Origin of the sequence: Bacillus sp. TE8-1 (assembly GCF_008368855.1) — a bacterium.
Lineage (GTDB): Bacteria > Bacillota > Bacilli > Bacillales > Bacillaceae_G > Bacillus_A > Bacillus_A cereus.
The window spans coordinates 165225-178417 of record NZ_QPET01000023.1 but is presented as its reverse complement, the minus strand read 5'-3'; the positions used below and the strand labels follow the sequence as shown (position 1 = coordinate 178417).

The window sequence follows — 13193 nt, the reverse complement described above, 5'->3', positions numbered from 1 at the left end:
ATCACATCCAATCCCATTGTATTGAGATGAAAAGCTCATTAAGCAGGACTTGCTTTTGCCTTCATATCAAATGTACCACCCTCTGTAACTGTAACTTCGGACAAAAACCTAATATAAAACTGTCTAGCATCTCCAATAGGTATAGTTCCAGAGAAAGGTATTTCACTTACAGGTACGAAAGGATTGTTTGATAAACTTAGTTGGACTGTAATACCTGGTTTTACTGTAGGTGGATCGACCCAAACTTTCATATCCTTAACAGGGAAATCAGCATTATTCTGCAGCCATATGGGATAAGCTTCTGAGGTACTACCAGCTACCAGTGTCCCATACTCTAAGTATCTTAGTATGTTACCGGCTTCATCAGTATAATACAGGCCTATTTCATTCCTAAAACCTAGTATTGGTAATTTTGGTGGAATGTGTTTAATTAGTACCGGATCTCCATCTCGATTTTTTTCATCAAACGTCCAAGTATTTACAAAATCATAGGCATTGTAAGTGGAAGGATGTCGAATTTCTGGTGTATATTTGGCTTGAAAATTGTAATACGTGCTGGCTGACACCTTATTCTTATTATAAAAACTGTTACTAACTTGCCAACTACTACTGAAGTAATATGATAGGTCTATTGCTTGTCCACTATAAACACGATCTGCTTCCGCTCTTAATAAATTAGAAGCAGAAGCAGTACCCGTAATAATGACTCGGGAAATATTGACATTCCATACACCTTTTCTAGCAGTATCACTGTTATAGTAATCATCTTTTCTATAGTGAATTGCAGCTATAGTCCCCCCAGCACTTGCCTTACTCATATCTGCATGGACCACACAATCATTTATCTTTATCAGTTGATTGGAAGAATTTGAATAAGTTGTATAAGCTATATTTCCAATAATTCCTCCCATATATCCACTGACTTGATCAAAAATTCCTGAAACAGTACAATTAGAAATAGTAGCTTTCATATCTACACAGCCAACTATACCACCAAAGTAACCGCTTTGTTGCTGTATTGGTGCATCAAATAGACAATTATCAATAACCGCATCGTTAGTTGCCAAACCTACTAAACCACCTGAACCATTTCCATCACTTGCACTAGAAAAAGTCTTGTATGAAAAAGAATTAAACATCCTTACACTCACATTAAGTAATTTTGCTTTATTCATGGAACCTGCGATAATACCACAATGGTTTCCTACTTCCATATCAACATCAATAATTATAAGATCCTTAACAACTGCATTAGTTGATAATGTTTCGAACATTCCACATTTAGAAGTAGAACGTCTACGCATATAAAGCCCACCTATAGCTTTATTGTTACCGTCCAACGTCCCTTCGAAGCTATTAGCCCACCAACCAGTTTCATGATTAGTCATGCCATCTCCAATTGGAAGCCAACCAGGACCCGATTTGGGATAGTTCAGTATAATATCATTTTCCATACGAAAATGTTTGTCCGCGAAATGACGGACTTGTTCTAAATCAAATTGATTATAAATGAGGAACGGATCATTTGAAGTACCTTTACCTTTCCTATACTTAATAAACTTCCTATTCTCAGGATATCCTTTATTAACTTTATAATCGCCAATATGCCAATAATTCTGATAATCAAACGAGTATGAAGAAGCTTTTTTCATGTCTGCTTCATTAAGTGCAGTGCCTCCACCTTTAGCTACTCCGCCTTGTTTTGTAAGATTGTAATAGCAAGAATATATGCTGCTTCCTGAACCTACAAACCCCCCATGATACGAAGCATTTTTAGCAACTGTTAAATCAGTAACAGAACCTGTTGAGAAACATTGAGATACAGATCCACCATTAACAATTCCTAAAAAACCACCACAGTTATTACCTGAAGACATCACATCCGCATGACTATAGCTTCTTACAATTCTCCCTGCATTTTGGTAACCAACTAAGCCACCTGTATATTGAGCAGAGCTCCCCTCATTTTTAACTGTTCCCGAAATTACGGCACAATCTTCAACATCTCCATCAGACTTTCCTACTAAAGCACCTACCATTGATCCGTTGGCCACAATATTTACATTAACTAATCGAACACGCTTAATAGTCCCCCCGGTTTGTTCACCAAACAAACCCACATTAGATTGGGTACGATTAATATATAAATCTTTAATATCATATCCCGCACCATCATAATAACCTTTAAAGCTAGTAATTGGAGCAAAACCAGAACCAGTTTGATAACTAGTCATAATAATATCCTTTGTTTGCGTGTAGTAAGCACCTAAGTTACTTCGGACATTATTTAAATCCTTTTCATCCTCAACTAAATAGGGACTAGATTGTGTTCCCCCTCCACCAGAGAAATGGTCAACATATATATATGTCTTACCTTTTTCTTTTACAAAGTATGGTCTTTCTTGATCCTTTTCTGTCTTTTGTTTAATAAAGACAATTAAAGGATTTCCATCTTTGTCCGGATCAGTAGCAATAAATACTTTGTCGTAGTCATCTTGTGGTAAAATAATAACGCCACTTGTTTCAGATGCCCCGTCTACCCAAGTAAATTCCCTCGGCAAAACAATACCTGCTTCAGAGATTAAATTAGATAAATCGCGAACTCGTTCACGACTTCGTACAGAAATACCTGTCGGATCATCTGTATCTAAAATAATTTCACTGTCCAGATGAACTTCTTGAAATGTTGAATATACTAGATTTAAATCTTCATCACTTACTACATTTTCAATATCACACCATTCGTTTTCTACTAAGATTTGAACTGGTATATTAAATGTTTTTAAGTGAACTTTCTTATCTATAACTTCTATTGTGTAGTTTCGAATCGTTTCAGTATCTTTTACTACACTCCCATCCATGTTATAAGACGTACCATAAAGGATATTTAGAAGTTGATCTCTTGTTAACTTTACTGAATGATCCAATTCAATTCACCACCTATATTAGGTTCAAGAGGCGCTTTAGTTTCAAAAGCTACTCGTCCATTATTTACTATAATCACTTTTCCATCTAATTTCTGATCAGCTACCATTCGTAAATTAATCATGGCAGGTTGATTAAGTGGAAGTTTTACAATGGGCTTAAAATGAAAGTTAATACCTTCTACATTAATATTCGTTTTATAACCTAAGCTGTAATGAGTGATACGATTCGATAACATTCCGTTTCCCTGAAAACCAGCTACAAGTCCTGATGCTTCTGCATCTTTAAATGTGATAATATCGTTAATGTCATACTTAAAATCGCCATTTAAAGGTATAGTTTTTCCATCAAACTCATAAAAGAACTGAATGCGATGACCTGCTATACTGAAAATACCATCACGTTCAAAATAAATTTTATTACCATGACCAATTAACCCGAATCTGAAAAGCTTATTTCTATCAATCTTATAAAAGCTATTCTCTTCTTTTGTATTAAAATCAAATTCTGGGAGATGAGTACCGTCAGGATACTCAGCCACCCAGATAAAATCCTGTGCCACAGGAGAATGTGTATATTTATCATTTTGTAAAATCAATTTGCTTCCCCCTACCTCATTGCATTGAAGTAACTATTTTTTATACGTACTGATATGCAACACGTGTTAAGAATGCTACGTTTCCTGCTGTCGCGTTACCTGGAACATTGGCACGAAGGATAACTTCTGCATAGTTACCTTTTGCATTCGTTTTATTACCATCATTTTTAACACCTAAAATTTCATTTGCATTTGGAGAAAACGTACCATCAGTATTCGTTGAATTTCCTCCCGCCTGGATTGGATGAGTAGAATTACCTCCAATAGGTGTACGACCCGTTTCGCCTGCGGATGCAACAGTCACCTCGACCCATTTATTTGTTACCAATTCACCTGTGTTACCACCTGCACTATCTTTTGTCGTAATAGTACAGTTTGTCATAGTAGATAGATCTGTTGTTCCCGCAAAGTTATTCCAAATTAATACTCCAAAATCAGAGGAAGGTGTTCCTGCATCAATGGTCCCAATATTCCAAGACGGTACAGCTCCTGAGTTGTCTTGTTTTCTCCAATTCACTTGTGGTGCTGGCATATAAATGACCTCCTAATTTTTATTTACACTTTAATTATCGCTACATCTCTTTATAAAGTTGTGATGAATTATTTATTATTCTTCGAGAGCTAATTCAACTACCAACTCTACAGTAATATCCTTTACGCCCTTACCTACCTCTTTGATATTGATTCTAAAGTGATCATCACGATTAACAGCTAGTTGTGACGGTTTAAAAGAATATGGTGTAGAGGACGTACGATTAGATTTGCTCTTCCCATCAATAACAAGTTCATCAGCAAGAATGCTATGCCAAATAGGTGTTGTATCATATGAACTTTGACTGCATCTTTCAATGTCGATACACGTTTTTGATTCTCCCATTGTGCCGCACGTTACATATGCATCAATTAACTCTCCCTCATAAGGGAAACGTAATTCTGTACGAACAATACCTACTTGTACAATAGATGGCACAACAAATACCATCACTTTATCGTCAAGCTTCCGTATACGCCTGTTATTGAGATGTGCTCTATTGTAAGCAATAAAATCCATAAATTTATCCTCCTTATAAATCGAGGTATGCACTGTCATTATAAGAACTTTCCATTGGAAATTAACAAAGGGATAGACTTAGCTATCCCCTCGTACTGTTGTCTTTAATAGTCTTCTAGTTGCAGGATCATATGAAAATTCCCTTGTAACCTGTTGAGATAGACTTCCAAGACCATCTGTATAATATACAGTCTCTGTTTTCAATTCACCCTTGACCATAGGTGCCTCGTTCTCATAATACGTAAACTCTCGAATAATAGTATGATCTCCCGTGATAATTTCACGAATAATTTGACCTCTTTCATTATATTCATAGTCTATATCTACACTTGAATTTCCACCGTACACCAATTCTAACTGGCGTTGTATTTCATCTAAACGTGCATCTAACGAAATATGAGGTTTATCACTCTCTCTGAATTGCCGAGCATCATATATTTCCTTTTGTAAGTCATAAAATTGCGTTCCACTAATAGTAGCTTGCCCCCTACTACAATATTGGTTTTTATAGACTTCTATGTACACCTCATCACCAATTTGTAGCTGTATAGAACGCTCTTCATTTTTTGAACCTACACCTAAATGGATGTGATAATCATCCAGCTCAATATAATCAACTCCGCTTAGTAAACGCCGGCCATTATAATACACTTTTAATAGCCCTTTATTTGGTTCATAAGTATGACCAACTGGTAAAATAGGATTTGATGTACCATATGTTTTCACGAAATCCTGATCAACAACGTGTAATATTTCATCCCAATCTTTTGTGATAGGACTATATCTATGGAGCTTCATTCTTGTTCCCATTTAGCCACCCCTTATTCGTTTCTTATTTCCAAGAAGAAGTGTGAAGGTCTCATCTGTTGTTTTATTTTTTCAGGATCGGTTGTATCGACCCTAGCAATTCTCACCCAAAAATCCTTTGATTCTCCTTCATGTAACGTTCCGATACGTATTGTTGTATCTTCATATTGATTAGGAGTACCGTTGTTGTCTGTGGCAAGATCACACCATTCCCAGCCAAACTCTTTTTTATAAACAGCAATCTGAATTTCAATATTCTCTGCTACATTTCCCGAAGTATCGTTTAAGACAGTCAATTTTTGTTCAATTATGTCACTTTTCAGTGCACCTAAATGTGTAGCTTTTGTTTCACTTAACTCTTGGCCTTTCCATTTTACTTTTAAATTTGTACCTCTTAAAAACAGATCGCCGCCGTACATTTCAGCATATTCTTTTTGTTCATCTATTAAAACATACTCACCTGTCTCATTCTTATCGTAAACTCTAATTTTCCCCTTAAAAGGAATGGTAGGTAATTCGATGTCTATACCTGAATATCCATCTGGAACTATTTGAGTAGTTACAACATTTCTTTCATAATCAATTAACTCAACTTTATAAAAACTATTTAAATTACCAACACTAATATTTGTACCCTTACATAAGATAACCCTTTCTACAATAAGGGGTGTATACCCATCTCTTGGCGTCCCTTTTAATACAACTCCAGCCATAGCTGGATCGATACAAATTGTTGAGTCAAATAGCTCCCACGCATTTCCTCGCTCTGCAAAAAAGGTCCACAGATTTTGTTTTTTTACTGTTCTCCAAATATTATAGGTATTCTCATAAATGCTATCTTCACTTTCCAAAAACTCAACTTTCTCAAGAGCATTCTTCCAAATAACAAGTCCACCTTCATCTCCCAAATATTTTGGTGTATAGTTCGAATGCACTTGTAGTAACAATTCATCTTCATTTTGAGGAAGAGAAAAAAGAGCATTTGTACTTCTATCAGTAGAGTTGTGTTTAAGTACTAATTGTTTATCAGAATCACTGTACGTATAAGAGTCAGTAGGGGATACGATCCAACGTGAATCAAGTGTTTCAAAATTATCGTCAAAAATAAGTCCAGTCTGAACCCTATGAATGCTCAATAGTAACTTCCTCCTATCGCGTCTTCTTGATATTCCAACCATTCCATGCAGGGAATGGTTTACCCATAATGAGCCATACTTTATCCTTTTCTTTTTCATCCCATGGCTTATCTGGTTCAGGTAATCCTATACCTGTATCATCTTCATCAATTACATTCATTTCATGCTGTCTTTCAATATTTAAATCCATTTCATTTTCTATAGAAATTATATTTGAATTCGAATGCATTCCCTCATCAATTTCATCAATAAATCCATAATTCCCTTTATTAATATTTAACAATTTCTCATCTTCTATAGACATTGTATTTGATATTAATTTTTTCGTTGTAGTTTCACTATCTATTGTGATATTTGAAGCAGAATTAATGTTTATCTGTTCTTCTTCATCCAGTATCATTATAGTTTCATTACTTGAACTTCCCTCTTCTTCTTGGAAAATCCTTATTTTCTTCTTATTTACCTGTTCTGTTTGCATTTCATCTTCTATTGTCATTTTTCTATTTTTACGTAATATTGTTTTATCAAATTGTTCTTCGATAACATCTAAGAATACATTACATTCTGCTAGGGTACTTTCTTCTACCTTTGTATCTACATGAATTCCCGAAATTGCCATTTCATTATTGTTTATAATTGAATCTGTTTCTTGACTATTACTCGCAAAATCATAGTGATTTATAGTAGTTTCGAAATTACTTTTTGAACCTGCAAACTCTATTTCTTCTAATGTTGTTTCTCTATCATTACCACTATTTACGAATTCAATTGTTGCAATATCCACTTCATTTGATGCATGGTGATCTGCTAAATTCGCATCTATAACTACAGTGTCTATAGTTGCACCCATTTCACCTTTAATAGTAGGATCAATAATTGACTCATAAGTATCCCCCAAACTCATAAGAGCCCCATCAGTAACTACAACTCCAATTTCATTTGTTTGATTACCTGAAACTGTATCTTCAATGGTAGCATCCTTTTCTTTCCCTACATTGGTTAGAACTTGATTGTTCATTTCAATATCAAATATGTTAAACAGATGAGCTAAATGTTTTTTTTCTACTGCAACGTGGATTTCACTTCCACTTAATGCGCTTTCTACATCTTGTATCATTGTTTCATATTCTTTATGAATAATTAAGGGTTCTACCTCTTCTATTAACGTTTCATAAGTCTCTCCTACTATACCTTCTGATACATAATCCAATAAAATACCATTGTCTTTTTCAGCCATATTTGACATTGTATTTTCCTTATAGACAACACTATCAATTATCCCATCAGATTTTGCTGTACTTAGATTAATGAGGTAATTTTCCTCTTCACGAAGATTTTGAAATGCTCTATCGTCACTTTGCATATACACTTCTAGCGTATCTTCCAGATTCATATCTAGTAATTTATCGACGTGTAATTCTTCTTTGCGTTCAATTTGGTCTGCTATCTCACCATTTTGCACATACGTTTCTAGTGTTTTCTCCAAATTCATACTTAGCGGTTTATCGACATGCAGTTCTTCTTCACGTTGTAATTGGTCTAATCTATCCATACTTTGCACATGCATTTCTAACGTTTCTTCCAGATTCATGCCTAACAATTTCTCTACTGTTGTTTCTTCTTCGCTTTCGATTTGTTCTGCTATCTCACCACTTTGCACATACGTTTCTAGTGTTTTCTCCAAATTCATACTTAGTGGTTTATCGACATGTAGTTCTTCTTCACGTTGTAATTGATCCAATCTATCCATACTTTGCACATGCATTTCTAGCGTTTCTTCCAGATTCATGCCTAACAGTTTTTCTACAGCTGTTTCTTCTTCGTATTCAATTTGTTCTGCTATCTCACCACTTTGCGCATACGTTTCTAACGTTTTTTCAAAATTAGTGCTTAGTAGCTTCTCGACATGTAGTTCTTCTTCGTTCATTCGTTTTGCTTTATTAATATTTTGTACATACGTCTCTAGCGTTTCTTTTCTAATTTCATTTTGTTCTGCCATATTACCGCTTTGCACATACGTTTCTAATATCTTTTCATGCTTCGAACTAACTAACTTCTCAATATATACCTGTTCTTTATGATCAGTTTGATTCGCTCTACTACTATCTAATAAATACAAGTCTCTAGTATTATCTAGAACAGCATCAATTAGATATATTTCATTGAGCTCTTCTTCTCGTTCTGCAAGCGCTGCTGAATCGTTATTTTGAATATAGGTTTCAACTATATTTTCTAATTCCAATCCAATTAGATTATCAACATGAGCTTTTTCTTCTCTCTGTATATCATCTGCTATCATGTTGGTTGATACATCAGCATTCAATACCTTTTCACTTTTAGCATCTAAAAAATTCACTAAATTTATTTCTTCTTCTTGTTTCAATTGATTTACTACATTACTATCTTGAATATAAGATTCAAATATCTTTTCAAGTTTTGAATTGATTAGTGTGTCTTGCTGAATTTCCATGTTCTTTTCGGGTTTATTTACTACACTTTGTTCTTCTACATAAAGTTCTAAATTCTTCTCTATCTCCCCAAAATCTCCATAGTCATTCGAAATATCAACTACGATTTCTCTTTGATCACTTAAGGTAGTTGTTGAAATAAATGTGTCAAATTCTTTATCTAGATGATACTTAATTTCATTTTCTATAGTTATCTCATAATCAGCTACACTATTTTTAACAGAAATATTTTGTTCAATTTTTGTTTCATTTGTTTTTTTCTTTTCACTCTTTTTTACTACATGTGTAACCACTACATCTTCACATTGTTCCAACACACTTGAAGAAAAACCATCTATTTTAGCGTCCTTTAATAAAGAGTGAGTTTGCATTGTATTTAACTCGTTAAGTTCAACATCTATCATATCCTCATTGCTAAAGGCCTGTTCTGTAGCTATTAATTCCCCTTTAAAAGCAAAACGATTAGCACCATTCTCTAAATTATTCAAATGGTCATTTTGAATCTGGAATGTTTCACCGGAATTTATAACAATCTTTTCACCAACTTGGTAATTTCTATCTCCACTAAGTAGATTTAACTTTTCTGCTTCACGAATAAATTCTGTGCTATCCAATAAAGTAGTAACATTCGCTTGATAATGACTACTAAAATTACTATTTAATACTGAATCTTCAAATCCATACTTAAATGATTTGCTTTGTGTTTTTTCCATATCCAGTGACTCAGAACCAGAATGGTAAACCTGACCTAATTCGAATCCTGATAAATTATTTTGAACATTTTTATACTTATCTGCAATGATAAATTTCTCACTATTCTTCGTATACTGATAAGATTTACTATCTTCCATTCTATGAATTAGCTGTTTTACAGACTTGAAAGAGGTACTACCAATGTACTGACTAAAATCATTCAAAGTATAATTCACATTTGCCCTTGGTACTGTCATTGAATCTACTCTTCCGTCTGAAATATTCTTACCTGCACCTAAACCCTGAATAATTACATCATGTACGTTTCGTGTTTCATCTAATGAAGCTTTCTGATTCATTAATCTATAGACTTCACTCGCTTCACTTAATGTAGCTATATGAGACACACCCTCGTAAATTTTAGGTTCAATATACGCCTCATATACATCAAATGGGACTAATCCATATAAATGATAATTCCCTCTACTATCCTGAGAAACGTTTCCTTCTAATGCAATTAAAGATCCTGTTTCAGTATTTGCAACCTTACTTGATAACAGCTTATTTCCATTACTCATTTCATGCTTTTGCAGAAAACCTAAAATTCCTTTATAGGATTCACCTATATCTCCTAAATTCAGAACGCCTTGAATTGGTGTATCTTTTCCTTTTAATATTCCTTCATCAGGATAACTTGTAAAAATAGCTTTAAAGTTCTCAATCTTATTGGGCTCTTTCCCAAATTCACTTAATTTGTTCCCCTTATCCAATTGGCTATAGAGAGCATTCAAAACCACTTTTAAAAAATTGGCTTTTGCTATTTCTACAACTTTCTCGCCATATTGTAAGGTTAGCAATCTTTCTTCCGTATTAATTTGCCCACTTTTAAATAATACATCTGCTAATTCTTTTACTTGATTATGACCAAAACTCGGTAATAACTCGAGTAGTTCTAAACTAATATTTTCTCCAATTAACTCTTTCAAAAAGCCGAAATCATATGAATTCCTTTCACTATAAACCCTCTTATTACTACTTTTATATTCAAATGGAGTTTCTGTATGAATCATCGACTTTTTACTAGATTTCAAGTCATATTTGTTTAGTTTCTTAACTAGATTTGTATTAATTTGACTAATAACTTCTCCAAAATAAGCGTAAAAATCCTTATTCTCTGTTATTTCTATTAAATCCCCTTGTCGTGCACTTTTATCCCCTCTAGTTAATGCTTCTCCTACCTCCGCTATATAAATAAGACTACCTTTTTCTAAATTTAAATTGGAGCCTTCAAATATAGTTTTGTAATCAGCTAATACAGAGTGCATCGCACCAGCCGCTCGTTTCACTTTTGTACCCATTTTCATATCATCTAAAGCTAACGCACTATACCTATTCCAAGGATCAAAAGCCAATGGGACAACATCTAGATTAGGTACATTTTGATGACGATTGAACCTGAATACATATCCCTTTTTATTATAAAAAAGGGTAGTGAAACTGAGTAAATAATGCTTACTGTTACTCATTTTCCACCACCCACCTTTCGACAAAGTAAGACTTGCACCGTAGTATTCGGTACAAGTCATGACTTAGTTGCGGTTATTATAAATTTTCTTTTAAGAAACCAAGTCCAATAGGAGCATATGGAGTCATGTTCGCTAAACGGAAAGGTGTTCTAGGTGTATCTGCTAAAGTGTAACGATATGTTTGGGCGTAATTATAAGAAACAATCACTTCTACGCGATCTTTTGGAGCATCACCCAAAATTAATCGTTTGGTAGAACCATCTACTGTAAATTTCCCAGCAGCTGGAGGTGTATCTGCTTTATATTCAACATAATTCGCTTTAGTTAACGTATTACATCCAGTTGAACTTACTAAGCGAACTTCAAATTCATCATCGATTGTAGGTCTATGGAATAAATGAAACTCTTTGATTGCTCCATCTCCTGTACCTACTTGCTCGTTTTCAGATCGTTCTTTTACTTCTAGTTCATCTAATTGTGAGATATTTTTTGGATGAATTGCATAAACTTCATCTAGTCTACCCACATAACCATCAGAAGGATGAACAATATACATTGGCGAAATGTGATATTTATTAGAATATACAGACGGATTAAAACGAGACTCATGGCTTGGATCTACGTCAGCATCATGAGTAATAAATGCTAAGTAATGTTTTTGATACATTGCCCCGCCAACAGTTCGCTGTACAAGTACAGAACTATTACCATTAGATGTATTTACACCATAGTCAACTACACTACGTCCTAATTTCATGCCCGCTTTATATTGAATCTCATCATCAGAACGAGCTCCACCAATAATTACATTATTCATTCGAGGAGTCTTACCAATTGTCGATAGACGTCCAATATATAATGGTGCAAAGAACGTACTTTCAGGATCCGGCGCAGGATCTAAACGGAAGTAAGAAACGATACGGTCCTTTGTAATATTTCCCCAATAATAAACTTGAGAATCTCGTCCCCATCCTAAACCGATATCATTTTGCGGAATAAACGATACGGCTGTTGGTAATGAAGGATAAACAAAGCGAACTGCATCATAAGCGGCCCCCATAAGTTCTGTTGGAACTTGCGGATTAAACTTATTTACTTCAATATCTCCATAACTACCGTTTGCATCTTTTACATATTCTAATTCATAGTCAGCGAATAATGCTAACGGCTCAGTTCCTCCTGAAAACGTTACTGTACCGGCCTCATGGTCCACAGTATAATCAGCGGAATCAAGGGGTACTGTTCCAGTTAATTTATCATAGAACTTATATGAATTCTCGCGGATACGTTGGTTCCCTTTCTTAATTTTAAAGCTAAATACTCCACCTTTTTTGTCTTCTAGCTCAGCCAAGTCAGGGCGTTCAGAACGTAAAATAAATCGAGTAGGGATAAATCCTTCAAACGTAAAGAACCATAAGCGTTTTACTAGATCTGGAGCATTATCTGTAAGCGAGTATGTAGAAAGAACCTTACCTACTTGACTATCATTGAATGTTACAGTCCCTTTCTCTCCATCTATTAAATACTTTGTTGTAGCTTGGTCAATCATTGAACCATCTTCACGATATAAAATTACACTAGAAGGAATAACTGGTTTAACCATAAATTCAAATACTGTCTTTGTTTTTTTGGCCCCACTAGGAGTTACATCCTTCATTTCACCTAAAAATGTATCTTTTGAAATTACAGGTTCCTCTCCAAGCTTTCTCACATTTCCACCATAACCTGTGGTGAATCCAAAGTAGCGATGTTGTTTATCGCTACCTTTCGATTCAAATAGAAAAGTTTCAGCAAAAGTTTTTCGGTATGAATCCTTCTTTCCATTTGCATCTGTTAAAGGCGATACCGCACGGTATTTCCCTAAAGTACTCCATCCTCCCGCATTAAACAACTTCTCTAAATCTAAAGGTAGAAGTTGCACGGACAAATCTACATCGAAAAATCCATCTGTATTAATTAATGACATATTGGTCACCCCTTCTATATTTA

Annotated in this window: 8 protein-coding genes; all 8 read right to left on the bottom strand. The window is 34.6% G+C overall.

Going from position 1 to position 13193, the window contains the following annotated elements; translation table 11 throughout:
* Positions 1 to 38 precede the first annotated feature (38 nt).
* The 8 genes from DN404_RS21930 to DN404_RS21895 all read right to left on the bottom strand — a co-directional run bounded on the left by DN404_RS21930 (position 39) and on the right by DN404_RS21895 (position 13170).
* On the bottom strand, positions 39 to 2927 hold the full coding sequence (locus DN404_RS21930) for a fibroblast growth factor (RefSeq protein ID WP_097999164.1): 2889 nt from the start codon (positions 2925 to 2927) through the stop codon (positions 39 to 41).
* Positions 2912 to 3523, bottom strand: coding sequence for a hypothetical protein (locus DN404_RS21925; protein WP_000602965.1), 612 nt, complete (start codon positions 3521 to 3523; stop codon positions 2912 to 2914). The genes DN404_RS21930 and DN404_RS21925 overlap by 16 nt, the downstream gene beginning before the upstream one ends.
* Positions 3524 to 3563: 40 nt before the next feature.
* Positions 3564 to 4055 carry a hypothetical protein gene (locus tag DN404_RS21920; protein ID WP_149215459.1) on the bottom strand — a complete coding sequence of 164 codons (492 nt, stop codon included), beginning with the start codon at positions 4053 to 4055 and terminating at the stop codon, positions 3564 to 3566.
* 75 nt (positions 4056 to 4130) lie between these two features.
* Entirely contained in the window at positions 4131 to 4574 is a 444-nt protein-coding gene (locus DN404_RS21915) for a hypothetical protein (protein WP_006916875.1), read from the bottom strand.
* A gap of 78 nt (positions 4575 to 4652) precedes the next feature.
* Positions 4653 to 5384, bottom strand: a complete 732-nt coding sequence (locus DN404_RS21910; protein WP_006916873.1) for a hypothetical protein — start codon at positions 5382 to 5384, stop codon at positions 4653 to 4655.
* Positions 5385 to 5395: 11 nt separating this feature from the next.
* Complete coding sequence (locus tag DN404_RS21905) at positions 5396 to 6517, bottom strand: hypothetical protein (protein WP_118415632.1); 1122 nt, start codon at positions 6515 to 6517, stop codon at positions 5396 to 5398.
* 13 nt (positions 6518 to 6530) lie between these two features.
* Positions 6531 to 11204 carry a ring-infected erythrocyte surface antigen domain-containing protein gene (locus tag DN404_RS21900; protein WP_149215458.1) on the bottom strand — a complete coding sequence of 1558 codons (4674 nt, stop codon included), beginning with the start codon at positions 11202 to 11204 and terminating at the stop codon, positions 6531 to 6533.
* Between the two features lie 76 nt (positions 11205 to 11280).
* Entirely contained in the window at positions 11281 to 13170 is a 1890-nt protein-coding gene (locus tag DN404_RS21895; protein ID WP_046392581.1) for a hypothetical protein, read from the bottom strand.
* Positions 13171 to 13193: the final 23 nt, after the last annotated feature.